Source organism: Dactylosporangium sp. NPDC049742, assembly GCF_040674675.1.
GTDB lineage: Bacteria > Actinomycetota > Actinomycetes > Mycobacteriales > Micromonosporaceae > Dactylosporangium > Dactylosporangium maewongense.
Map to the genome: position 1 here is coordinate 174,743 of NZ_JBFANF010000002.1, position 23,021 is coordinate 197,763.

Below are 23,021 nucleotides of genomic sequence, written 5' to 3' on the forward strand. Positions count from 1 at the left end.
TTGACCCGCAGACCTTAGCGGTCGTTCGACCGCTCGGTCATGGTCACCAGCTCGCTCGCGGCGGTGTGTGGATCCAGGTCACCGTCCGCCACCCGCCTCGCCAGGCCGGCGAGCACGGCGCCGTCCCGCAGGGCTTCCATCCGGCCACGCAGCGTGCCCAGCGCGATCGCCTCGATCTCGGCCGCCGCCCGCCGCTCGCGACGCCGGCGCAGCTCGCCGGTGTCGTGCAGGTGCTCGCGGTGCTCGGCGATCGTCGCCACGATCTCGTCGATGCCCTCGCCCCGCGCCGCGACTGCCCGCAGCACCTTGGGCCGCCACTGGCCGGGCGCGCGCTCGCCGAGCCCGATCATGCCCTGGATGTCGCGGTACGTGGCGTCGGCGCCGTCCCGGTCCGCCTTGTTGACCACGAAGATGTCGGCGATCTCCAGCACGCCCGCCTTCGCCGCCTGGATCGAGTCGCCCATGCCAGGGGCGAGCAGGACCAGCGTCGTGTCGGCGAGCCCCGCGATCTCGACCTCGGCCTGGCCGACGCCGACGGTCTCCACGACGACGGGGTCGCAGCCGGCGCCGTCGAGCACCCGCACCGCCTGCGGGGTCGCCGCCGACAGCCCGCCGAGGTGCCCGCGGCTGGACATCGAGCGGATGTAGACGCCGGGGTCGGTGGCGTGGTCCTGCATCCGGACGCGGTCGCCCAGGATCGCCCCGCCGGTGAACGGGCTGGACGGGTCGACGGCGAGCACGCCCACCCGCCTGTCCTGCTTGCGGAACGCGCGGACCAGCTCGTTGGTGGTGGTGGACTTGCCGACGCCGGGCGAGCCGGTCAGCCCCACGACGTGTGCGTCGCCGGCGTGCGGCGCGAGGGCGGCGGCCACCTGCGGTAGCAGCTCGTCACCGTCCTCCACCAGCGACACCAGGCGGGCGACGGCGCGGGGGTCACCCTCCCGCGCCTTCGCCACCAGGTCCGGCACGTCCCGCGATCGCCGGACGCTCACCGCTGCGACTCCTTGCCGCCGTTTTCGCTCATGTACGGCATGATCGCCGCTCTGAGCGCTCCGCGCCCACAGGTGATCGCCGTTTCGTGCGCCCGGCGCTGTCCGGTGATCGCCGTTTCGGGCGCCCGGCGCTGGCCGGTGATCGGCGCTTCGGGCGCCCGGCGCTGGCCGGTGATCGGCGCTTCGGGCGTCCGGGTCACTGCTTGGGGACGCGGAGCAGGAGTGCGTCGCCCTGGCCGCCGCCGCCGCACAGGGCCGCGGCGCCGAGCCCGCCGCCGCGGCGGCGCAGCTCCAGCGCGAGGGTCAGGGCGAGCCTGGCGCCGGACATGCCGATCGGGTGGCCGAGCGCGATCGCGCCCCCGTTGACGTTGACGATCGCCGGGTCGATGCCCAGGTCGGCGGTCGACTGCACGCCGACGGCCGCGAACGCCTCGTTGATCTCCACGAGGTCGAGGTCGGCGGCGGTCAGGCCGGCCTTGCCGAGCGCGTGCTTGATCGCGTTGGACGGCTGGCTGGTCAGCGAGTTGTCGGGGCCCGCGACGTTGCCGTGCGCGCCGATCTCGGCGAGCCAGGTCAGCCCGAGCTCCTCCGCCTTCGCCTTGCTCATGACGACGACCGCGCAGGCCCCGTCGGAGATCGGCGAGGACGTCGCGGCGGTGATGGTGCCGTCCTTGCTGAACGCGGGCCGCAGCTTCGCCAGGGTCTCGACCGTGGTCTCGGGCCGGATCTGCTCGTCGTCGGTGACCAGCAGCGGGTCACCCTTCCGCTGCGGGATCTCCACCGGCACGATCTCCTCGGCGAGGCGCCCCTCCTTCTGCGCGGCGGCGGCCCGCTGGTGGCTCGCCGCGCCGAACGCGTCCTGCGCCTCGCGGGTGATGCCGAGCCGGGACACGTGCCGCTCGGTCGACTCGCCCATCGACACCTGGTCCCAGGCGTCGGTGAGGCCGTCGAGGGCCATGTGGTCGCGGATGACGACGTCGCCGTACTTGTAGCCCTGACGCTGCCCGGCGAGCAGGTGCGGGGCGTTGGTCATCGACTCCATGCCGCCGGCGACCACGATCTCGAACTCGCCGGCCCGGATGAGCTGGTCGGCCAGGGCGATCGCGTCGAGGCCGGAGAGGCAGACCTTGTTGATGGTCAGGGCGGGCACCGACATCGGGATGCCGGCCTCGACCGCGGCCTGCCGGGCGGGCATCTGGCCGGCGCCGGCGGTCAGCACCTGGCCCATGATCACGTACTGCACCTGCTCGGGCGCCACGCCCGAACGCTCGAGCGCCGCCTTGATGGCGACACTCCCGAGCCTGGTGGCGGGAAAGTCTTTGAGGGCGCCGAGCAGTCGCCCCATCGGCGTGCGGGCGCCGCTGACGATCACCGCTTGAGTCATCGTGAGGCCTTTCGAGAGATGGTTCACATCGCACCGTCGCGACTGAACGATTACTAGGGTTCAGACTATCGCCATGACAACCTCGGACCCGAAGTTGGATATCTCACCCGTCGGCATTCTCCGCATCGATCACGTCGGTATCGCCGTCGCGGATCTCGACGAGGCGATCGCGTTCTACGGGCGCGTGTTCGGCATGCGTTGCGTGCACGAGGAGACGAACGAGGAGCAGGGGGTGCGCGAGGCGATGCTGTCGGTCGGCCCCACCCCCGAAGGGGGTTGCCTGCAGCTGCTCGCGCCGCTGAGCCCGGCCTCGACGATCGCGAAGTTCCTGGACCGCAGCGGTCCGGGCATGCAGCAGCTCGCCTACACGGTGAGCGACATCGATGCGACCTGCGCCGAGCTGCGGTCCCGTGGCGTCCGGCTGCTGTACGAGACGCCCCGCCGCGGCACCTCCGATTCACGCATCAACTTCGTGCATCCGAAAGACGCCGGAGGCGTACTTGTGGAGCTGGTGGAGCCGTTCCGAGCAGCTTCGAGCAACCACTCCTGAGGTGGTCAGTGGACTTCTTCACAGGCCGGTTCCCGATTTAGCTACCGTTCAGTAACGTCCGCTTCAGGGCATCGAGATGTGTTGCCGATCCCCATAGGCACCCCGCTTTCCGGGGTCCCACGCTTTATGCCTTCATCCCGGACGTTAGGAGCCAGCGGTGCAGCAGATCCTCGACGCGATCATGCAGGCGGAGCGGGCGGCGGACCCCGCGGCCGAGCTCCGCGCCGTGGCCGGCCTGCCGGTGCCCTCGTCGTACCGTGGCGTGGTCGTCCGTGCCGACGAGACCGACATGTTCGACGGCCTCGCCACCCGCGACAAGGACCCCCGCAAGTCCCTGCACGTGCAGGAGGTCCCCACGCCCGAGGTCGGTCCGGGCGAGGCCCTGATCGCCGTGATGGGCAGCGCCGTCAACTACAACACCGTCTGGACGTCGATCTTCGAACCGGTCTCGACGTTCGGCTTCCTGCAGCGGTACGGCCGCCTCAACGACCTCTCGAAGCGCCACGACCTGCCCTATCACGTGGTCGGCTCGGACGCGGCGGGCGTGGTCCTGAAGGTCGGCCCGGGGGTGAGCAAGTGGAAGCCCGGGGACGAGGTGGTCGCGCACTGCCTCAGCGTCGAACTGGAGGACGCCACCGGGCACGACGACACGATGCTCGACCCGCAGCAGCGGATCTGGGGCTTCGAGACCAACTTCGGCGGCCTCGCCGAGCTGGCCCTGGTCAAGGCCAACCAGCTCATGCCGAAGCCCACCCACCTGTCGTGGGAGGAGGCGGCCTGCCCCGGGCTGGTCAACTCCACCGCCTACCGGCAGCTCGTCTCCCACCACGGCGCGCAGATGAAGCAGGGCGACACCGTCCTCATCTGGGGCGCGTCCGGCGGCCTCGGCTCCTACGCGACGCAGTTCGCCCTCAACGGCGGGGCGACCCCCGTCTGCGTCGTGTCCAGCCCGCAGAAGGCCGACCTGTGCCGGGCCATGGGCGCGGAGCTGGTGATCGACCGCTCGTCGTTCACCTTCTGGAAGGACGAGCACACGCAGGACACCGCCGAGTGGCGCCGCTTCGGGGCGGAGATCCGCGCCCTGACCGGCGGCGACGACCCGGACATCGTGTTCGAGCACCCGGGCCGCGAGACCTTCGGCGTCAGCGTCTACGTCGCCAAGCGCGGCGGCACCATCGTCACCTGCGCCTCGACGTCCGGCTTCATGCACCAGTACGACAACCGGTACCTCTGGATGAACCTCAAACGCATCATCGGCAGCCACTTCGCCAACTACCGCGAGGCGTGGGAGGCCAACCGGCTCATCGCCCTCGGCAAGATCCACCCGACGCTGTCGCGCACCTACTCCCTGGACCAGACCGGCCAGGCCGCCCACGACGTGCACCGCAACGCCCACCAGGGCAAGGTGGGCGTGCTCTGCCTGGCCCCGACCGAGGGCCTCGGCGTCCGCGACCCCGAGCTGCGCGCCAAGCACGAGACCGCGATCAACCGTTTCCGCAACCAGTAGCCGGCCGACACCCGCCGCCGCCGCGGCGGTTACCACCCCTCACGCCGGGTACGCACCAGACCCCGCGACGGGACGCCACAGCGTGGTGGCTCCCGCCGCGGCCCTCACCCCAGCCCCGGCTCACGCCGCCCGCCGGACCGGCACCACCGCCCCACAACAGACGTTGATCAATACCCCCTGGAACAAACGCCACAAACCCGGGCATTGATCAACGTCATCGAGCGGCGACAGCAACCCCCGGCCGGCCCCCATCACCGCCGCACCGAAGCGCGCCCCCACCGAGAGCCGACAAACCACACCGCCTCCCCACACGGCCCGCCTCCCCGCACCCGTGCCACCACCCATGCCCAGACCGCAGGCGAGCAGGTCCGAGCACGCGACCGCCACCCCATAGCCGACCACTCCCCACACGCGGCCACCACCCCGTAGACGGCCACCACCTCCAGACGGCCACCTCCCCCACGCACGGCCGCCATCCCCCCACAGATCGCCACCCCCGCACGCGGGACGCCACCCACGCACATACCGCCACCCCACGCACAACGGGCTGGCCACCCCGCGCGAGCGCTACCCCCGCACGCGGCCACCACCCCCGCAGACGGCTGCCGCCTCCAGACGGCCACCGCCCCCGCACGCAACCGCCACCCACGCAATACAGCCACTCCCACACACGTGGTCGCCCCCGCACGCAGGCCACCCCCGCGCACGGGCCGCTCTCCACCCGGACCGCCCCATGCGGGTCGACCCCACGCGGGCCACTCCGCACGCGGGTCGCCCCCACGCCGGTCGTCCCACACGCGGGCCATCCCGAATGTGGGCCGCCCCCACGCACGCCGCCCTCCACACGGGCTGCCCCCACGCAGGCCGCCCTCCACACGGGCCGCCTCCACACGGGCCGCCTCCACACGGGCCGCCCTCCACACGGGCCGCCCTCCACACGGGCCGCTCCCCCGCACAGCCGCCGCCCCGCAGCAGCTGCCACCCCCACACGCGGGCCGCCCCCACGCAAGTCGTCCCCCAACGTGGGCCACCCCGCACGTGGGCACCCCCGCACGCGGAACGCCACCCACGCGGGCCACTCCCCGCACATAGCGGCCACCCCGCAGCGACTGCCACCCACACAGGTGGCCGCGGCCCCTCGCGGCTGTCCGCACCCGCGGCCGCACTGCTTGCCGGCGGTGGCGGGGCGCGGCGGCCGGCACAGACGTTGGTCAATGCCCCGAGACGTCCGATTCCGGATGGCGGCGGAAAGAGGTTGTGCGATGTGACCCCGAATCCGAGATCATCCTGTGGGTGGATCGCGCGGGGTCTATGGAACGAAAGCCGCGAACCGGGGCATTGATCAGTGTCGTCAATGGGCGGGGGCGGGCGTGGTGGGGATCAGTGAGCAAGAAGACCCGCCGGGGTGGCAGGGTGGCGGGGCAGGTGGCGGTGAGGGTGTGTCATCCGAGGTGAGGGGCGGTATGGCCGTTGTCTCCGTGGGTGCACTTTTCGGTGATTGTGACCTGGCCGTACGGCCACTCGACACGCCGACAAAACGTGACAAAAACGTGGCGTGTCCTGGCCCGGTGAAGTTGACCTTGCGACCATCTCGGAAGAGTGCCGTTGCACCCTTGCGAAAGCCCCCCGGTGGTCTGCAAGTATGTGCCAATGCCCCAGCAGCAGTCCTCGGTTGACTTCTTTCAGAACGGCTCGGATCACGAAGAGCTGAGTGTGGTCCTGCGCGGTTACGACCGTGCCCAGGTCGACGCCAAGCTGCAGCGGATCAACGCGCAGCTCCAGCAGGCCAACCAGGCTCGCGAAGAGGCCGAGAGCCGGCTCGCCGAGTCCCAGCGGCGCATCCGTCAGACCGAGCAGCGGCTCGGCACGATGGAGCAGAAGCTGAGCGACACCAACAAGCAGCTGGAGGAGAACAACCGGCCGACGCTGTCGGGGCTGGGCACGCGGGTCGAGCAGATCCTGCGGCTCGCCGAGGAGCAGGCCAACGACCACCGGGGCGAGGCCAAGCGGGAGTCCGAGGGCATCATCTCCGCCGCGCGTCTAGAGGCTCGCGAGATCACCGACAAGGCGCGGGCCGAGTCCGCCGCCATGAAGGCGACCGCTGAGCGCGAGGCGGGCAACCTGCGCACCGCCGCCGAGCGGGAGGCCGCCGAGGTCCGGGTGCAGGCCCGGCGCGAGGCCGACACGCTGCGCGCCGACGCGGAGCGCGAGACCAAGCAGCTGCGCACGGCCACGGCACACGAGGTCGCCGAGCTGAAGGCGACGGTCGAGCGCGAGGTGGCGACGCTGCGGGCCACCGCCGAGCGGGAGATCACCCAGCTGCGCGCCAAGGCCGCCCGCGAGGCGGAGGAGAAGCGCGCCGAGGCGACGAAGCTGCTGACCGACGCGCGGGACAAGCGCGACAAGGACCTGCAGTCCCTCGCGCTGGAGATCGCCGAGCGGCAGGAGAAGGCGGAGCGCGACGAGTCGGCCCGTCACCAGTCCGCGGTCGCCGCGACCCAGAAGCTCGTCAACGAGGCCGAGAGCCGCGCCCGGGCCGCCGAGGACCGCGCGAAGGAGATCGAGCAGCGGGCCGAGGCGCGCCGGGTCGAGTCGGAGCGCAGCGCCGCCGAGACGGTCGAGAAGGCCAAGAACCTGGCCGACAAGACGGTCAACGAGGCCCGCGCCGAGGCGCACCGCCAGCTCAGCGAGGCGCGTGCCGAGGCCGAGGAGACCACGCAGCGGGCCCGGCGCGAGGTCGAGGACCTCACCCGCCAGAAGGACGCGGTCACGTCGCAGCTGGGTCAGATGCTCTCCGGCCTCGCCGGGATCATGCCGACGGTCCAGCCGCCGCAGCAGGGCGGCCCGGCCGACGCCAAGAAGGGCAAGTCCGGAGACGGCGAGAAGGTCTCCGCCTGACGCTCGCGGGTCGCGGTGATCCGGCCGCTTCTCGATCATTCACGGGGAGTTCGATCGCACGTCCCGTCATGCGCGGTGTGTAATTGCGCGTGGCGGGACGTTGCGTGTGAGGATGGGTGTTATGTCAGACCGCGACCTCTTCGACACGGGCCCGGGCGGCGTCTCTTCAGAGCCCGACTTCGAGACCGCACTGCGTGGGTACAACCGCAGCCAGGTCGACAAGTACTGGACTCAGTCGGAGAACGAGATCCATGCCCTGAAGCTGGAGAACGAAGAGGTCTGGAGCCAGGTCCAGGCGCTCGCCTCCCAGGTCCAGGAGCTGCAGATGGAGCTCGCTGACCTGCGCCGGCGCGGTCCTGTGGGCGAGGTCTCGTTCCGTCATCTGGGTGCCCGCGTCGAGCAGATCCTGGGGCTCGCCGAGGACCAGGCGGAGTCGATCCGCGCCAACGCGGTGCAGGACATCGCGGGCCTGCGCGGCGAGGCCGAGCGGCTCCTCGCCGACGCCCGCGGCCGGGCCGCCAAGGCCAACGAGGACTTCGAGCTCGCCCTCGCCGCCCGCCGTGCGGAGGAGGAGCGGGCGGTTACGGAGCGTCGCGCCGCGCTCGATGCCGAGGCACGGGCGATCGAGGAGCGGGCCGCCGCTTCGCGGGCCGAGGCCGACCGGATCGTCGCGCACGCGCACGCCGAGGCACAGCGCATCACCGCCGAGGTCACCGCCCAGCTCGAGCAGGCCCGCTTCCAGGCGGAGCGGGAGCTGCAGGCGCTGCGCGCGTCGGCCGAGCAGCACTCGGCGCAGGTCCGCGCCCAGGCCGACCAGCACGCCGCCGCCGCGCAGCAGCACGCGGCGACCATGACGAGCGAGGCCGAGCAGCAGGCCGCCACGATCGTCGCCCAGGCGCAGCAGCAGGCCGCCGCGGTCACCACCGAGGCACAGCAGCAGGCGTCCGCGGTCACGGCCGAGGCACAGGCGCAGGCGACCGCGCTGACCGCCCAGGCCCAGGAGAGCGCCGCCACCGTCGCGGCGAAGGCGCAGGAGGCCGCGGCCGTCGTGGCCGCGCAGGCCGAGGAGCACGCCGCGGCCGTCACCGCCCAGGCGCAGGAGACGGCCGCCGCCGTCGCCACGCAGGCCGAGCAGGCCGCGAATGCCGTCACCGAGCAGGCCGCCGCGCAGGCGAAGGCCATCGCCGACAGCGCCGTGGCGAAGGCCGAGGCCGCGGCCGCCGAGGCGCACGCCGTCGCGACCGAGGCCCACCGCAGGAGCACCGACGAGGCGACCCGGAAGGCCGACGCCGAGGCCGTGCAGCGGGCCGAGGCGGCCCGCGCCACGCTCGATCAGGAGCTGCGCGACCTGCGCGCCACCCACGACGCCGAGGTCGCCGAGCTGCGCACGACGGCGGACCGCGAGCTCGCCGAGGCCCGCGCCGCGGCCAGGGCCGAGACCGACCAGCTCCGCGCCACCGCCGAGGCGGAGGCCGAGACGCTGCGGACCACGGTGCGGACCGAGGTGGACGAGCTGCGGGCCGCCGCGAGGACCGAGGCCGAGACCCTCACCACCGCCGCGTCGGCGGAGGCGGACCAGCTCCGCACCACCGCCAGCACCGAGGCCGAGACGCTGCGGACCAATGCGCAGACCGAGGCCGCGGCCGTCGTGACCGCCGCCCAGGCCGAGGCCGCGACCAAGGCCGAGGCCGCCACGAAGGCCGAGGCGGAGGCGATCGCCAAGGCCGACGCCGCCACGAAGGCCGGCGCCGAGGCCACCGCCAAGGCCCAGGCCACGGCGAAGGCCGAGGCGGAGGCCACCGCGAAGCAGGCGGCCACCGCGAAGGCCGAGCTCGAGGCCGTCACCGCGGAGCTCACCGCGGCGGAGGGCCGGCTGGCCGAGGCCCGGGCGCAGGAGGCCGGCGCCCGCGAGCGGCTCGACGAGATCGCCGGCGCCGAGGCCCGCCTCGCCGACCTGCGCGAGCAGGAGACGGCGCTCACCAGCAAGGTCGCCCAGGCCGAGACGGCGCTCAGCGGCGAGCTGGCCGGCCTGCGGGCGCAGGAGACCGAGCTGACCACCCAGGTCGCGGCCGCCGAGGCCCGCCTGGCCGAGCTGCGGCAGCAGACCGCCGACGCCGAGAAGCTGAGCGAGCAGGCGCAGCAGGCGACCGACAAGGCGAAGCAGGCCGACGACAAGGCCAAGCAGTCCGAGGAGCAGGCGAAGGCGGCCGCCGAGAAGGCGAAACAGGCCCAGCAGCAGGCGAAGCAGGCCGGCGAGAAGGCCAAGCAGGCCGAGGAGCAGGCGAAGCTCGCCGAGGAGCGGGTCGAGGCCGCGCAGCGGCGGGCCGAGGAGATCGACCAGCTCGCCACCGCCGCCGGCACCGAGGCCGCCGAGCGCGCCGCCCAGACCCTCGCCGAGGCCGAGCAGGCCGCCGAGGCGATCCGCGAGGCCGCCCGCCTCGAAGGGGCGACCCCGGCGACCCCAGCGGCAACGAACGGTAACGGCAAGGTGAAGGTCGCGGCGGAGTAAGGGCCGAACTGGCGAAACACCCCGTGCATCAGGTGCGGAAAGCCGACACTCAAGTTGAGGACGTGATGGCGAATCACGTATCGTCCGCGGGTCTGCGCGCCTAGTCACTCAGGGGGAAGAGCGTGAGCAGTACGGAGCAGGTCGAGCGCCCCGGACGCCACTCCGCTCCACCCCAGAAGCCACGCGTGTCCGCGCGCACCGTGGCGATCGGCGTCGCCATCGTCGTGGTGGTCGCCGCGGGCGGGATCGCGGCCGCGGCGTACACCAGCGGCGGATCCGAGAGCCAGCCGAGCAGCTCCGACGAGAAGGCCACCGTCATCAGCACCGACGGCGCCGTCGTCGACGGCAAGCAGCTCACCACGGCGCTGCACATCAAGGCCAACAACGTCAAAGTGGTCAACACGACCGTGCGGCACCGCGGCACGGCGGCGATCCGGATCTTCCCGGGCGTGCACGGCACCGTCGTGGAGAACACCGAGGTGTTCTGCGACGGCAAGGACATGGTCGGCGTCGGCAACGGCGGCTACACGGCCACGAAGGTCAAGGTGCACGGCTGCGCGGTCGGCTTCCAGCACTACGCCGGCGCCCCGGCCACGGTCACCGACTCGACGGTCGACGACAAGCCGTACAAGGCCAGCTACGCCTTCACGGAGCAGGGCAAGAAGCACCCGACCACCGGCACGGGACTCGTCGCCGGGCCGGTCGCGGCCGCGAAGCCCTGGCCCGGCCCTGACAACACGGGCGTGCCGGCGGGGACGACGCTCACCCCGTACACCGGCCCGTACGCGATCACGCAGGACAACACTGTCATCGACGGGAAGATCCTCACCGACTGCGTCGAGATCAAGGCGAAGAACGTCACGATCAAGCGGTCGAAGATCAACTGCAAGAACAAGGGCGGCATGATCATCCGGGTGTTCGACGAGCTCGTGCCCGACGCGAGCCTGCTCGTCGAGGACACCGAGATCACCGGTGACGGCGAGGGCCTCGGGGTCGGCTTCGGCCACTACACGCTGCGCCGCGTCAACATGCACAACCTCAACGAAGGCCCCCGGGTCTCCGACGGCGCGGTGATCGAGGACAGCTGGATCCACGGCCTGGTCTTCACCGACGAGAAGGACCACCAGGACATCCTGCAGACGACCGGCGGCATCGGCATGATCGTGCGGCACAACACGCTCGAGGCGTTCAACCCGGCCACCAACGACCCGTTCAACGCGGGCTTCCAGCTCGGCTCGGAGACCGCCCCGAAGCTGAGCGACCTGCTGGTGGAGAACAACCTGTTCAGCGGCGGGAACTACACGGTGAACCTGCGGCCGGACACGAAGACCGAGAAGGTCGTGTTCCGCAACAACGTGTTCGTGCAGAACAGCCGCTACGGCGCCGCCTCCAACGAGGACCTCCCAGGCGTCACCTGGGAGGCCACCAACGTCTACCTCGACGGAGGCAAGCCCGTCACGCACGGGCCGTAGAGCAAGACCGGCACGCACGGACCCTAGAAGGTCACGACCGACTTCGTGACGGTGTACGCCTCGGCGTAGTGCGACCGGCACTCCATCCCGCGGATGCGGGCGAGGCCGAGGAACACCTCGTCGTCCCACCAGTCGCGGGCCTTCTGCGACGGGAAGTGCTCGTGCAGCAGCGCGACCTTGCGCCGGCCCTGCTCGACGGTGAGCGGCACGTACACGTTGCGCCGGGACAGGTCGCCGTCCCACTTCGGGATCTCGTAGTGCATGACGAGCGAGTTCCGGAAGGCGGTCGAGGCGAGCGAGCCGAGCAGCCGGTGGTCCTGGTGCGCGTCGTCGGTCGACGGCGCCAGGACCAGGTCCGGGGTGCCGAGCCGGGCCGCGGCCTCGACGATCTCCTTCGTCGCGTCCCAGTGCGCCGGCAGCCGGCCGTCGGGCAGGTCACCCAGCGAGAACCGCACCGTGCCCTGGGACAGGAACGCCGTCGCGGCCGCCCGGGCCTCCGCCTGCCGGGCGGGCACACCCGTCGCGAGGACGTAGTGGACCGAAACCCCGGCGGGCAGGGAGAGCAGCAGCCCGCCGGCGGCGATCTCGATGTCGTCCGGGTGTGCACCCAGGGCGACGACGGACCGCACGCCGGCGAGGGAGAAGCCGATCATGCGGACGGGCGGCGGGACGCGTCCCACAGCATCCACGGGCAGTTGCCGTGGTTGTAGGCCTCTTCCATCTCCGCCCGGTCCTTGAACGTGTCGACCGCGCGCCAGAACCCGTCGTACTGCTGAGCGAGCAGCTTCCGGTCCGGGATGAGCCGGTCGAAGGCGTGCGGCACCATGTCCTCGCCGTCGCGCAGGACGTCGAAGATCTCCGGCCGCATGATGAAGTAGCCGCCGTTCTCCCAGGTCATCAGGTCGCGGAAGTCCCGGACCCGCGACACCGACCCGTCGTCGGACATCTCCAGGATGTGGTGCGTGGAGACCGGCGGCACGGCGAGCATGCTGACCGCCGCCGTGGACGCCCGGAAACGCTCCACCATCTCCGGCAGCGGCGCGTCGGTCAGCGTGTCGGCGTAGTTGGCCAGGAACATCGGCTCGTCCTCGACGTACTTGCGCACGCGCATGAGCCGCTCGCCGATCGTGGCCTTGAGGCCCGTGTCGATGAACGTGATGTTCCAGTCGGTGATGTCGGTCGAGAAGAGCTGCACGTCGCCGTTGCCGCCGACGAGGGTGAAGTCGTTGGACAGCGTCTCGTCGTAGTGCAGGAAGTAGTCCTTGACCACGGCGGCGCCGTAGCCGAGGGCGAGCACGAAGTCGGTGTGCCCGAAGTGGGCGTAGTAGCGCATGACGTGCCACAGCAGCGGCCGGTCGCCGATCATCGCCATCGGCTTCGGGACGTTGCTCGTGCCCTCGCGCATCCGCATGCCGAGACCACCGCAGAACAGGACGACCTTCACGACAAACTACTCCTCGACGTCGAGAGCCGGGATCGGGTAGACCAGCTTGCCGCCCCAGTCGCGCACGTACGACAGCTGCGCGCTGATCTCGGTGCGCAGGTTCCACGGCAGGACCAGGACGTAGTCGGGCCGGTCCGCGGCGATGCGCTCCGGCGCGTGGATCGGGATGTGCGTGCCCGGCAGGAACATGCCCTGCTTGTGCGGCGACCGGTCGACCGTGTACTCGAGCAGGTCCTCGCGGATGCCACAGTGGTTGAGCAGCGTGTTGCCCTTACCCGGGGCGCCGTAGCCGACGACCCGCTTGCCCTCGGCGCGCGCCTTCATGAGGAAGTCGAGCAGGTCGCGCTTGATGGTGAAGACCTCGCCGGCGAAGCCCTTGTGCCCCTCGAAGGTGTGCAGACCGGCCGCGGCCTCGGCGTCGAGGACGGCCTTGACGGCCACCGAAGGTTCACCCGCTGTTTCACTTCGCTGTGCGTGCACGCGCAGTGACCCGCCGTGGGTCGACAGCTCCTCCACGTCGACGACGGTGAGGCCGCCCTTGGCGAGCGCCCGCGACGCGGTGAGCAGCGACAGGTACTGGTAGTGCTCGTGGTAGATCGTGTCGAACTGCCGGCGCTCGATCAGGCGCAGCAGGTGCGGGAACTCCAGCGTGACCAATCCGTCCGGTTTGACCAAATTGGCGAGTCCCTGACTGAAACCAATAATGTCCGGAATATGTGCATAGACGTTATTTGCGGCAACTAGATCCGCACGACCGTACTGCGCCGCGACCGATTCGCCGGTTTCCGGCCCGAGAAAGCACACCTCTGTCCGGATCCCCTTTTCGCGGGCGACCGCGGCGACATTTCCGGCTGGCTCAACGCCGATCACGGGAATACCCGCGGCCACAAAGTGCTGCAGAAGGTACCCGTCATTGCTGGCCACTTCGGCGACCAGGCTGTCGGCCGTTAGGTTGAGCTTCTCGATCATAGCGACGGAGTACTGCCGCGCATGCTCCACCCAGGATGATGAATAGGAGGAGAAGTAGAGGTAGTCGGAGAAGATCTCCTCACCCGCCACGTAGGCCGGGAGCTGCACCAACAGACACTCAGAGCAGGTGCGCACGTGCAGCGGGTAGAACGTCTCCGGTGCGTCGACCTTCTCTGCGGGCACGTAGCTCTCACACAGTGGCGACATACCGAGGTCGACGAAGGTCTCGGTGAGCTCGGCACCACAGAGCCGGCACGAGACAACGGGCATGCGTCCCCCCAAAATAATCGTTGGCGCTAGGCTCCCACCTATACGGCTGGAGCATGATGTGGACGCGTCAGCCTAAGGCAGAATCCAAGCCAAGAAGCTAGCGGTCACGGAACACTGCTGTTCAACGTCAGAGTAAGAAGTCCGACACACCACCGAGGGCACTTTCGGTCCCTCTTAGACTCGCCTTCCACCCGCCGAGCGTTCGGGAGCTTTGCCATGCGCGTACTCGTCACCGGTCACGACGGATACATCGGCAGTGTGCTGGTGCCGATACTCCGGCAGGCCGGGCACGAGGTCGTCGGTCTCGACACCGGGCTGTTCGCGGACTGCGTCCTCGGGCCGGCGCCGGAGGAGGTCAAGACGCTGCGCGTCGACCTCCGCGACGTCGAGCCGTCGCACGTCACCGGGTTCGACGCGGTCATGCACCTGGCCGCGCTGTGCAACGACCCGCTGGGCAACCTCAACCCCGACCTGACGTATGACGTCAACCACCGCTCGACGATCCGCCTGGCGAAGGCCGCCAAGGCCGCCGGGGTCCAGCGGTTCCTCTTCTCGTCGTCCTGCTCGCTGTACGGCAAGGGCGCCGACGACACCCCGCTGGACGAGACGGCCGGCTTCCAGCCCGTGACGCCCTACGGCGAGTCGAAGATCCTCTCGGAGCAGGGCCTGCTGGAGCTCGCCGACGACGACTTCTCGCCGGTGTTCCTGCGCAACTCCACGGCCTACGGCTTCTCCCCCCGCCTGCGCGGCGACCTGGTCGTCAACGACCTCGCCGCGCACGCGCTGCTCACCGGGCAGGTCCGGCTGCTGTCGGACGGCAAGGCGTGGCGGCCGCTGGTCCACATCGAGGACATCTCCGCCGCGTTCCTGGCGCTGCTGGAGGTCGACCGCGAGCGCGTCCACGCCAAGGCGTACAACATCGGCAAGAGCAGCGAGAACTACCTGATCCGCGACGTGGCCAACCTCGTCGCCGAGGTGGTGCCGGGCAGCGAGGTGACGTTCGCCGAGGGCGCCGGCACCGACCTGCGCAACTACCGGGTCACCTGCGACCTGATCGCCGCCGAGGTCCCGGAGTTCCAGCCGAGGTGGACGGTCAAGCTGGGCGTCGAGCAGCTGATCGAGCAGTACCAGCGGCACGGCCTGACGATCGAGCAGTTCGGCAGCCAGACCCACCAGCGCATCAAGCGGATCAAGGCGCTGATGGAGGCCGGCAAGCTCGACAACGACCTGCGGTGGACGGCATGACCAGCGACCGGATCTGTGACGCCTGCGGCGAGGAGCGGCTGGTCCCGTTCGCCGACCTCGGTGACATCCCCGTCCTGTGCGGGGTGCACTGGGAGGCGCACGGCGACGCGGTCGCGTCCCCCGTCGGCCGGATGGAGCTGGCGCACTGCCCGCGCTGCGCCTACGTGCGCAACGTCGCGTTCGAGCAGGACAAGCTCGTCTACGACACGACGATGGACACCAACCTGCACTTCTCCCCCGCGTTCCAGCGGTTCTCCGCGGACCTGGTGCAGAGCCTCAGCGAGCGGTACGACCTCAGCGGCAAGCTCGTGCTCGACATCGGCTGCGGCCAGGGCGAGTTCCTCAAGGAGCTCACCCACGTCAGCGGCGCCAGCGGCGTGGGCTACGACGCGATGTACGCGGGCGAGGTCGGCACCAACGGCCTGACCACGTTCCACAGCGGGCTCGCCCCGCGCGGGTCCGGCCTGCCGAAGTACGACTTCTTCACCTCGCGGCACTGGTTCGAGCACCTCGACGACCCGTTCGAGTTCCTGGTCGACCTGCGGGAGCAGGCGAAGGGGCGCGAGGTCTTCGGCTACGTCGAGGTCCCCGACGCGGTGTACGACCTCGCCACCGCCGGCTGGGAGGTCATCTACCCGCACGTGTCGTACTTCGACGCCTACTCCCTGGCGAGCATCTTCGGCCGGGCCGGCTGGACGGTCGAGTCGACGGGCACGCTGTTCTCGGGCATGTTCCGCTACATCGAGGTGTCGGCCAACCGCCCCCGCGCCGGCGGTCACGTCGCGCACACCGGCGAGCTGCCGTCGATGCGGGCCCGCGACAAGCAGCTCGCGGCGATCGCCGGCTTCGCCGAGCGGCACCACGCCGAGCGGGAGCGCTGGCGGAGCACGATCGAGAAGCTCAACGCCGACGGCGCGCGGCCGGTGCTGTGGGGCGCGGGCTCCCGCGGCGTGCAGTTCCTGACCCTCGCCGACCGCGAGCTGGGCCTGCACGGCGTCGTGGACCTCAACCCGCGCAAGTGGGGCCGCTTCCTGCCGGTCACCGGGCACCGGGTCGACCCGCCGTCGACCCTCACGACCCTGCAGCCGAAGGCCGTCGTGATCACCAACCCGGCGTACAAGGACGAGATCGCCAAGTCCCTCGCCGACCTCGGCGTCACCGCAGAGATCCTGGTGGCCTAGATGCCCAGAGTTTCGATCGGGATGACGACGTACAACGTCGAGAAGTACCTGCCGCTGGCGATCGAGTCGATGCTGGCGCAGGACTACCCGGACTTCGAGATCGTCGTGTGCGACAACCTGTCCACCGACAGCACCTGGGAGATCCTGGAGCGCTACGCCGCCAAGGACGAGCGGATCCGGGTGTACCGCAACCCGGAGAACCTCGGCGAGGCCGGCAACTTCCGGCGGGTCGTGCAGCTGGCCCGCGGCGAGCTGTTCCGGCTCGCCGCGCACGACGACCTCGCCGCGCCGACGCTGATCAGCCGGTGCGTGGAGGCGCTCGACGCGCACCCCGAGGCGATCCTGGCCTTCCCGCAGACGATGCTGATCGACAGCGACGGCAACGAGATCGGCCCGTGGGACGACGCCATGGACACCCAGACCCTGCGCTCGCGGGGCCGGGTCAGCTGGTACGCGCGGAAGTGGAACCTCTGCAACGAGGTCTTCGGCGTGGTCCGCACCGACGTGCTGCGCAGGACGCGGCTGCTCGGGCCGTTCCTGTCCAGCGACGTGCGGATGCTGCACGAGCTGGCGCTGCGCGGCGAGTTCATCCAGGTGCCGCAGCGGCTGTTCTACCGCCGGATGCACGCGACCAACACGTTCGGCGCGCAGCGCGACACCGACGAGGTGCTCGAGTGGCTGGAGCCGGGCGCGGCGAAGGGCAAGAACCGCAAGCGCAAGCCCGCCTCGGACCAGAGCCACCACACCAGGATGACCTGGGAGATCACGAAGGCGCTCATGAGCAACGAGCTGCCGGTGACGGAGCGGGCGGCCGCCACCGGGGCGTTCCTGACCTCGTGGGGCACCCGCCGCGGCCGGGCCAAGCTGGGCCGGATCCGCCGCTCGATCACCCGCACGCCGATCGCGCCGCCGGTCTGGGAGCAGCCCCAGCAGCAGTCGTCTGACCAGCAGTCGCAGGCCTAGGAGTCCGCATGAGTCAGAGCGTCGACAGCAGCGTCGACCCGCTCGACCGCACCGTCGATCTTGACCGTACCGCCGAGATCAGCGCTCTGACACCACCGGCGACAACGACGACGCTGGACGCACCGGAGGAGGAGGCGCCGCGCAAGCGCCTCAAGTCCGCGATCTTCTGGTCGTACGCGCTGACCGCGGGCCGCCTGGGCACCACGACCGTCGTCACGTTCGTGCTGGCGGGCATGCTGGGACCGCACGCGTTCGGCGTCGTGGGCACCGCGCTGCTGTTCGTGATGATCACGCAGATGCTGCTCCAGCAGACGCTGCTCACCACGATCATCCAGCGCGAGAAGCTCGAGGGCGACCACCTGGACGCCGGGTTCTGGCTCGTCATCATCGGCAGCGTGGTGCTGACCGCGGTGGCCGCCGGCGCGGCACCGCTGTGGGCGGCGTTCAACAACCAGCCCGAGGTCACCATGATCTGCGTGGCGCTGACCCCCATGATCCTGCTGCAGGGGCTGACCGTGGTCCCCGAGGCGATCATGCGGCGGAAGATGACGTTCCGGCCGCTGGCCATCCGGACGCTGATCGCGAACCTCATCGGCGGCGTGGTCGGCATCGCCATGGCGCTCGCCGGCTACCAGGCCTGGGCGCTGGTGGGGCAGCAGCTGGTCGTGGGCGGCGTCGGCGCCGTCGTGCTGTGGACCGTCACCGACTGGCGCCCCCGCTGGCGGCTGCCCCGGCAGGCGATCAAGGACCTGTGGGGGTTCTCCGCCCAGTCCGCGCTCGGTGGCATCGGCGTCTTCCTGGCCATCCGCATCGACCTGCTGGTCCTGGCCAAGTTCTTCGGCCCGGTCGCGGTCGGTCTGTACCGCATCGCGCAGCGCCTGCCCGACATGCTGACCGAGGTGACCAGCCGGTCGCTGCAGCAGGTGTCGCTGCCGGAGCTGGCCCGCCTGCAGCGCAAGCCGGCCGAGCTCGGTGACCGGCTCGCCAAGATGCTGCACGTGTCCGCCGTCGCCGGGCTGCCCGCGCTGGGCATCCTCGCGGCCGTCGCGAAGCCCCTGGTCGCCCTGCTCGGCCCCGAGTGGTCGCCGGCCGGCACCGGCATGCAGCTGCTGTGCATCGTCGGCATCGTCAACGTGTACGGGGTGCTGCTCGGCCCAGCCCTGCAGGCCGTCGGGCGGCCCGGCATCAACACGGCGCTGTCCTGGTTCCAGCTGGCGGTCGGGGTCGGCACCTTCTACCTCATCGGGCAGTGGCTCAACGGCTCCACCGACGACCGGGCGCAGGTCGCCGCGATCGCGCTGGGCATGTCGGCGGTCGAGCTGTCGATCACGATCCTGATGATGTACATCACCTTCGTGCGGGTGCTGAAGGTCAGCACCTGGCAGATCCTCGGCCCGACGGTGCCGGCGTTCGTCGCGGGCGCGGCGGGCTTCCTCATTCCCTTCCTCGTCGACCGGTTCGGCCTGGTCAGCGGGCCGTGGGTGCTGAAGCTCGTGGTCTACGGCGTGCTCGCCACCGGCATCGCCGGCGGTCTGCTGCTCGCGCTGGACACCCGTACCCGCGGGATGGTCATGCGCAAGGTTCAACCATTGATCGGAAAGAAGCTCGGAAAGAAGTAGGAGCGGGTTTTGCTGTTCGACGAGTCCAACCGCCTGCGGCCCCTGGCCCACGCGGTGATCCCCGGTGGCGCGCACACGTATGCGAAGGGGGACGACCAGTTCCCCGAGGAGGCGCCGGGCTTCATCGTCCGGGGCGGCGGCTGTCACGTCTGGGACGCCGACGGCAACGAGTTCGTCGAGTACGGCATGGGCCTGCGCTCGGTCACGCTCGGCCACGGCTACGCGCCGGTGGTCGAGGCCGCGGCCCGGCAGATGGCGGAGGGGCTCAACTTCAGCCGCCCGGCGACGATCGAGCTGACCGCCGCGGAGCGGCTGCGCGGCGCGCTCGGTGTGCCCGACCGGATGGTGAAGTTCGCGAAGAACGGCTCCGACGTGACGAGCGCCGCGGTGAAGCTCGCCCGCGCGTTCACCGGCCGGGACCTCGTCGCGATCTGCGCCGACCACCCGTTCTTCTCCACCGACGACTGGTTCATCGGCACGACCGGCATGCCGGGCGGCATCCCCGGCGCGATCCGTGACCTGACCGTCCGGTACCGCTACAACGACCTGGCAAGCGTCGAGGCGCTGATCGCCGAGCACCCCGGGAAGATCGCCTGCCTGGTGCAGGAGGTCGAGACGACCGAGCCGCCCGCGCCGGGCTTCCTCGAGGGCCTGCGGGCGCTGTGTGACCGGCACGGCATCGTGCTGATCTTCGACGAGATCATCACCGGGTTCCGCTGGCACGTGCGCGGCGCCTCCCACGTGCACGGCGTGCTGGCCGACCTGACCAGCTACGGCAAGGCGCTCGGCAACGGCTTCGCGGTGGCCGCGCTCGTCGGCCGGCCCGACATCATGGAGCTCGGCGGGCTGCGCACCGACCGGGAGCGGGTGTTCCTGCTGTCCACCACCTACGGTGCCGACACGCACACGCTCGCCGCGACGATGGCCGTCCTCGACGTGTACGAGCGCGAACCGGTCATCGAGCACCTGCACCGCCAGGGGCGGCGGCTGGCGGAGGGCGTGACGGCCGCCGCGGCGGCGCACGGCGTCCAGGACTTCGTGGGCGTGGCCGGCCGCGACAGCAACCTCATCTACGTGACCAAGGACGGCGACGGCGAGCGCTCGCAGGCGTTCCGGACGCTGTTCCTGCAGGAGCTGGTCCGCCGCGGCGTGATCGCCCCGTCGTTCGTCGTCAGCTACTCCCACACCGACGCGGACATCGACCGCACGATCGAGGCGGTCGACGGCGCCCTCGCGGTCTACGCGAAGGCCCTGAGCGACGGCGTCGACGCCTACCTGGTCGGTCGTGCCGTGAAGCCCGTCTTCCGCCCTTACGTCTAGGGGAGCCACCGTGGTCGCAGTCCTCGAGCGGGAACAGGTCCGGCGCGGCACCCGTACACCGGTGAAGGCCGCCCTGGTCGTCGGCGCCCTCGTGGCCGGGACGGTGGCCTCGATACTGCGGCAGCCCGGGCCGGGCGCGCTGGACACGATCTGGGCCGAGGACGGCGAGATCTTCCTGACCCAGGCGGCGCGTGACGGCGCCGGGGCGTTCACCACGTCCTACGCCGGCTACTACCACCTCGTCGCCCGGCTCGTCGCCGGTGTCGCGGCGCTGCTGCCGGCGTCCCAGGCCGCCGCGGCGCTCGCGATCGGCGCGGCGCTGATCACGACGGTCTTCGCGATCGCCGCGTATGCCCTGAGCGGGGAGTACCTGTCCTCGACCGTGGCCCGGCTGGTGGTGTCGGTGCCGGTCGCGGTGCTGCCGATGGCGCAGGGCGACGTGCTGAACTCCCCGGCGAACCTGCACTGGACCGGTCTCTACGTCCTGTTCTGGTTCCTGCTGTGCCGGCCCGCCTCGGTCGCGGGGAAGGTCCTGGCGTGCGCGGGCATCGTGCTCGTCGTCGGCAGCGACATCCTGACCGGCGTCTACCTGCCGCTCGTCGCGTTCGTGCTGTGGTTCCACCGGGACCGGTACGCGGTGGCGAAGGCCGTGGCGTTCGTGGTGCCCTTCGCCGTGCAGGTGCTCGGCCTGCTCACCGGGGCGAGCGAGCGGGAGGGCCTGGCGCCGGACCCGGTGCGGGCGGTGACCGGCTTCGTGCTCCGCGCGGTGCCGACGGCGCTGTTCGGCGAGCGGTGGGTCGGCCAGACGGTCGGCACCCGCAGCCTGATCTTCGCCGCGCTCGCGTGGCTGATCCTCGGCGCCGTGCTGGTCCTGGGGCTGCGCAAGATCGTCCGTCCACGGTGGACGCTGGTGATCGCGGCGGGCGTGCACAGCGCGCTGGTCTACCTCGCGCCGGTCGCGCTCAGCGGCATCGCCACCCCGCGGTACAACGTGGCGCCGGCCCTGCTGGTGCTTGTCACGCTCGTCGCTCTGCTCAACGACGTGACCGGGGTCCGGATTCTCGCGGCGCTGGTGCTGGTGGTCTGCGCGGTCAACTTCCGGGTGGACAACGCCCGGGCGGACGGGCCGGCCTGGCACACGGGGCTGCGGGGCGCCGAGACGGCCTGCGCCGCCGATCCGTCGGCCACGGTGAGTATTGAGGTGACTCCGCTCGCGGCACCTGGGTGGCATGTTGCACTGCCGTGTGACTATGTCGACAGAAAATAACCCTCTGGCATTGCGACCATCGCCGGACAAGCAATTATCAGGCGAACTATGATCCACTCCAGAGTTAAAGCATGAATTTCCTCGACCGTTCGGGCAGGGTTGCCTGGCGGAACGACGGAGCCCTCTACACCCCGGAACGAGATTCACCTTCTGCGGCCCACATGTACGCTGAGCTGCGAAACAGAAGATCAATCTTGTCCGTTTAGCCGCATTCGTACAGAATGTGCAAATTATGTTTTTTGTTAATTTTAACGAGTTAAGCGGCATTTCATGTTTCGTTAAAAGCGGCATGTAAAGAATGCGACACGGCGAGTTTGCCAGTGCCCACTTGCCCCGCTGACGCGTTATCCGCCAGTGTCGCTAGGCGACTGCCCGTGGGGGGCGCCGCGACCTATTTTCTTGGGGAGCAGGGTCGGTCATGAAGGTTGGCGTCATCGGCTGTGGTTACTGGGGAGCGAAGCACGTGCGCGTGCTGTCGTCACTCCCCGAGGTGTCACTGGTCGTCGCGATCGACGCACAGACGGAGCGGATCGATCCGCTGCGCCGGATGTACCCGAGCGCGCTCTGCGTCACCAGCCTGGACGAGGTGATCGACCTCATCGACGCCGCGATCATCGCCACGCCGCCGCGTTCGCACGCGCCCCTGGCGAAGCGGCTGCTCGCCGCCGGCAAGCACGTCATGGTCGAGAAGCCGATGACCGCCTCGACCGCGGAGGCCCGCGAGCTCGTCGCGATGGCCGACGAGGCCGGCCTCACCCTCGCCACCGGGCACACGTTCGAGCACAACGCGGTGGTCAAGCACCTGCGCGACATGGTCGCCGCCGAGGAGCTCGGCAAGATCTACTACATCGACACCGCGCGGCTGAACCTCGGGCTCTACCAGCCCGACGTCAACGTCGTCTGGGACCTCGCGCCGCACGACATCTCGATCATCAACATGGTGCTGGGCAGCACGCCGACCGCGGTCAGCGCGTGGGGCACCAGCCACGCCGGCACGCCCTTCGAGGACGTCGCCTACCTGCGCCTGGAGTACGGCGCGATCGGCGCGACCGCCAACATCCACGTCAGCTGGCTCGACCCGTCGAAGGTGCGACGCGTGACGGTCGTCGGCAGCCAGCGCATGGCGGTCTACGACGACATGCTCGACGAGGGCCGGCTGCGCATCTACGACAAGGGCGTCCAGGGCGCCCCGCTGGACGGCACCGTGCCGATGTCGTACCGCTACGGCGGCATCTCCTCGCCGCACATCCCGATGACCGAGCCGCTCGGCGAGGTCGACAAGGACTTCGTGCAGTCGGCGATCACCGGGCGGACTCCCGCCGTCGACGGCCGGCGCGGGCTCGCCGTGGTGGAGGTCCTGGAGGCCGCCGCCGAGTCGATGGCCACCGGCCGCACCGTCAACATCTCCCAGCCCGCAACCGTCTGACTCGA

18 protein-coding genes are annotated in these 23,021 nt (G+C 70.5%); 12 read left to right on the forward strand and 6 right to left on the reverse strand.

Going from position 1 to position 23,021, the window contains the following annotated elements; genetic code table 11:
* Window positions 1–14: 14 nt before the first annotated feature.
* Genes meaB through AB0J72_RS04300 form a run of 3 tightly spaced genes read right to left on the reverse strand, consistent with a single transcriptional unit; the run spans window position 15 to window position 2,376 of the window.
* The gene (gene meaB, locus AB0J72_RS04290) at window positions 15–992 is read right to left on the reverse strand and encodes a methylmalonyl Co-A mutase-associated GTPase MeaB (RefSeq protein WP_363394285.1); all 978 of its coding nucleotides are present in this window, start codon (window positions 990–992) and stop codon (window positions 15–17) included.
* The gene (locus AB0J72_RS04295) at window positions 989–1,192 is read right to left on the reverse strand and encodes a hypothetical protein (RefSeq protein ID WP_363394287.1); all 204 of its coding nucleotides are present in this window, start codon (window positions 1,190–1,192) and stop codon (window positions 989–991) included. The genes meaB and AB0J72_RS04295 overlap by 4 nt, the downstream gene beginning before the upstream one ends.
* The gene (locus tag AB0J72_RS04300; RefSeq protein ID WP_363394289.1) at window positions 1,189–2,376 is read right to left on the reverse strand and encodes an acetyl-CoA C-acetyltransferase; all 1,188 of its coding nucleotides are present in this window, start codon (window positions 2,374–2,376) and stop codon (window positions 1,189–1,191) included. Before AB0J72_RS04300 ends, AB0J72_RS04295 begins: the two co-directional genes overlap by 4 nt.
* Before the next feature lie 73 nt (window positions 2,377–2,449).
* Here AB0J72_RS04300 and mce point away from each other — a divergent pair, with 73 nt between their 5' ends.
* The 5 genes from mce to AB0J72_RS04325 all read left to right on the forward strand — a co-directional run bounded on the left by mce (window position 2,450) and on the right by AB0J72_RS04325 (window position 11,312).
* Window positions 2,450–2,926 (forward strand): methylmalonyl-CoA epimerase, encoded by a 477-nt coding sequence (gene mce, locus AB0J72_RS04305; RefSeq protein WP_344510215.1) that lies wholly within the window; start codon window positions 2,450–2,452, stop codon window positions 2,924–2,926.
* Between the two features lie 157 nt (window positions 2,927–3,083).
* A complete protein-coding gene (ccrA, locus tag AB0J72_RS04310) occupies window positions 3,084–4,433 on the forward strand; it encodes a crotonyl-CoA carboxylase/reductase (RefSeq protein WP_344510217.1) in 1,350 nt (449 codons plus the stop codon).
* 1,650 nt (window positions 4,434–6,083) lie between these two features.
* A complete protein-coding gene (locus tag AB0J72_RS04315; RefSeq protein ID WP_363394292.1) occupies window positions 6,084–7,331 on the forward strand; it encodes a cell division protein DivIVA in 1,248 nt (415 codons plus the stop codon).
* A gap of 121 nt (window positions 7,332–7,452) precedes the next feature.
* Entirely contained in the window at window positions 7,453–9,840 is a 2,388-nt protein-coding gene (locus tag AB0J72_RS04320; protein ID WP_363394294.1) for a hypothetical protein, read from the forward strand.
* 185 nt (window positions 9,841–10,025) lie between these two features.
* Window positions 10,026–11,312: a hypothetical protein gene (locus AB0J72_RS04325; protein WP_363394296.1), complete on the forward strand. Its 1,287-nt coding sequence runs from the start codon at window positions 10,026–10,028 to the stop codon at window positions 11,310–11,312.
* 23 nt (window positions 11,313–11,335) lie between these two features.
* Here the strand turns inward: AB0J72_RS04325 and AB0J72_RS04330 are convergent, their stop codons facing one another.
* Genes AB0J72_RS04330 through AB0J72_RS04340 form a run of 3 tightly spaced genes read right to left on the reverse strand, consistent with a single transcriptional unit; the run spans window position 11,336 to window position 13,995 of the window.
* Window positions 11,336–11,992, reverse strand: coding sequence for a PIG-L family deacetylase (locus AB0J72_RS04330; protein ID WP_360560419.1), 657 nt, complete (start codon window positions 11,990–11,992; stop codon window positions 11,336–11,338).
* Window positions 11,962–12,756, reverse strand: a complete 795-nt coding sequence (locus tag AB0J72_RS04335) for a glucose-1-phosphate cytidylyltransferase (RefSeq protein WP_344510227.1) — start codon at window positions 12,754–12,756, stop codon at window positions 11,962–11,964. Before AB0J72_RS04335 ends, AB0J72_RS04330 begins: the two co-directional genes overlap by 31 nt.
* Window positions 12,757–12,762: 6 nt before the next feature.
* Window positions 12,763–13,995: a class I SAM-dependent methyltransferase gene (locus AB0J72_RS04340; protein ID WP_363394298.1), complete on the reverse strand. Its 1,233-nt coding sequence runs from the start codon at window positions 13,993–13,995 to the stop codon at window positions 12,763–12,765.
* Between the two features lie 216 nt (window positions 13,996–14,211).
* Between AB0J72_RS04340 and AB0J72_RS04345 the strand changes: the two genes are divergently transcribed.
* From AB0J72_RS04345 to AB0J72_RS04375, 7 genes are all read left to right on the forward strand, one after another.
* Window positions 14,212–15,240, forward strand: coding sequence for an SDR family oxidoreductase (locus AB0J72_RS04345; protein WP_363394300.1), 1,029 nt, complete (start codon window positions 14,212–14,214; stop codon window positions 15,238–15,240).
* Window positions 15,237–16,421 carry a methyltransferase domain-containing protein gene (locus AB0J72_RS04350; protein ID WP_363394302.1) on the forward strand — a complete coding sequence of 395 codons (1,185 nt, stop codon included), beginning with the start codon at window positions 15,237–15,239 and terminating at the stop codon, window positions 16,419–16,421. Before AB0J72_RS04345 ends, AB0J72_RS04350 begins: the two co-directional genes overlap by 4 nt.
* A complete protein-coding gene (locus AB0J72_RS04355) occupies window positions 16,422–17,384 on the forward strand; it encodes a glycosyltransferase (RefSeq protein ID WP_363394304.1) in 963 nt (320 codons plus the stop codon).
* A gap of 8 nt (window positions 17,385–17,392) precedes the next feature.
* A complete protein-coding gene (locus AB0J72_RS04360; RefSeq protein WP_363394306.1) occupies window positions 17,393–19,003 on the forward strand; it encodes a lipopolysaccharide biosynthesis protein in 1,611 nt (536 codons plus the stop codon).
* 9 nt (window positions 19,004–19,012) lie between these two features.
* Window positions 19,013–20,323, forward strand: a complete 1,311-nt coding sequence (locus AB0J72_RS04365) for a glutamate-1-semialdehyde 2,1-aminomutase (RefSeq protein ID WP_363394308.1) — start codon at window positions 19,013–19,015, stop codon at window positions 20,321–20,323.
* A 10-nt stretch (window positions 20,324–20,333) separates the two neighbouring features.
* Entirely contained in the window at window positions 20,334–21,590 is a 1,257-nt protein-coding gene (locus AB0J72_RS04370) for a hypothetical protein (protein WP_363394310.1), read from the forward strand.
* A 418-nt stretch (window positions 21,591–22,008) separates the two neighbouring features.
* Window positions 22,009–23,016 carry a Gfo/Idh/MocA family oxidoreductase gene (locus AB0J72_RS04375; protein ID WP_363394312.1) on the forward strand — a complete coding sequence of 336 codons (1,008 nt, stop codon included), beginning with the start codon at window positions 22,009–22,011 and terminating at the stop codon, window positions 23,014–23,016.
* The last annotated feature ends 5 nt before the right edge of the window (window positions 23,017–23,021 follow it).

Bases quoted from the DNA above. Each gene is read 5' to 3' on its own strand.
- AB0J72_RS04300 (WP_363394289.1), bottom strand. From the start codon at position 2,376: ATGACTCAAGCGGTGATCGTCAGCGGCGCCCGCACGCCGATGGGGCGA.
- mce (WP_344510215.1), top strand. From the start codon at position 2,450: ATGACAACCTCGGACCCGAAGTTGGATATCTCACCCGTCGGCATTCTC.
- AB0J72_RS04315 (WP_363394292.1), top strand. From the start codon at position 6,084: ATGCCCCAGCAGCAGTCCTCGGTTGACTTCTTTCAGAACGGCTCGGAT.
- AB0J72_RS04320 (WP_363394294.1), top strand. From the start codon at position 7,453: ATGTCAGACCGCGACCTCTTCGACACGGGCCCGGGCGGCGTCTCTTCA.
- AB0J72_RS04340 (WP_363394298.1), bottom strand. From the start codon at position 13,995: ATGCCCGTTGTCTCGTGCCGGCTCTGTGGTGCCGAGCTCACCGAGACC.
- AB0J72_RS04345 (WP_363394300.1), top strand. From the start codon at position 14,212: ATGCGCGTACTCGTCACCGGTCACGACGGATACATCGGCAGTGTGCTG.
- AB0J72_RS04350 (WP_363394302.1), top strand. From the start codon at position 15,237: ATGACCAGCGACCGGATCTGTGACGCCTGCGGCGAGGAGCGGCTGGTC.
- AB0J72_RS04355 (WP_363394304.1), top strand. From the start codon at position 16,422: ATGCCCAGAGTTTCGATCGGGATGACGACGTACAACGTCGAGAAGTAC.
- AB0J72_RS04360 (WP_363394306.1), top strand. From the start codon at position 17,393: ATGAGTCAGAGCGTCGACAGCAGCGTCGACCCGCTCGACCGCACCGTC.
- AB0J72_RS04375 (WP_363394312.1), top strand. From the start codon at position 22,009: ATGAAGGTTGGCGTCATCGGCTGTGGTTACTGGGGAGCGAAGCACGTG.